At 36.9% G+C, this 610-nt stretch carries 2 protein-coding genes; both read left to right on the top strand.

Annotated elements, in window-relative coordinates; genetic code table 11:
* The coding region (locus VQ048_RS12410) for a hypothetical protein (RefSeq protein ID WP_327611954.1) at positions 1–249 on the top strand (249 nt) is incomplete at its 5' end.
* A 43-nt stretch (positions 250–292) separates the two neighbouring features.
* The coding region (locus tag VQ048_RS12405) for a DNA-binding domain-containing protein (protein ID WP_327611953.1) at positions 293–610 on the top strand (318 nt) is incomplete at its 3' end.

The raw sequence follows: 610 nt of genomic DNA, 5'->3' as shown, positions 1-610 counted from the left end.
GGAAATGCAGATAGTGGTTCTGCAACGGCGTGGATACAAATTTCTGATAATAACTTGGGGTTAGATGTAGGTAATGTTTATTATGAAAGTAGAAGTCCTGTAAATGCCAATTATATATCAACCAATATTGGCTCTAATATTTTTATTTATTTAAAGGCTGGAGTTGATTATTATATAAAACAAAGAACAATACATACTCAGAGAGCTTACTCTGGCGAGCGAAAGTTTTTTTTATATTTTGTACAATAATTTACTACATAAATTAAATACCTAATCACAAAATTTAAATCCTATGAATACTTTAAAAGCGTGGTTGCGTCCCAACCTACTCACGAAAGATGACCCAAGTGATTTTGTCGCTGTGCCCCTTCTAAGTGGCAGCCTTGGTATTTCAGAGATTATTGAAGCCCTCAAAAAAGAGGGGATGGAGATAAAATCCGAAACCGCGGTAGATATTATCACCCGTTTTAACCGTAAAGCCTCAGAATTGGTGCTCAATGGGTATAGCGTAAATACGGGACTGGTGTATATGCGTCCTGCCATCAAAGGTGTGTTTTATGACAAGACTTGGGATAAGGAGAGGCACTCCGTTTATGTGAATGTAAACCAA

The organism is Bergeyella anatis (assembly GCF_036016955.1).
Lineage (GTDB): Bacteria > Bacteroidota > Bacteroidia > Flavobacteriales > Weeksellaceae > JAYWXI01.
Note: the sequence above shows the minus strand (reverse complement) of the source record. Positions and strands in the feature narration are given on the sequence as shown.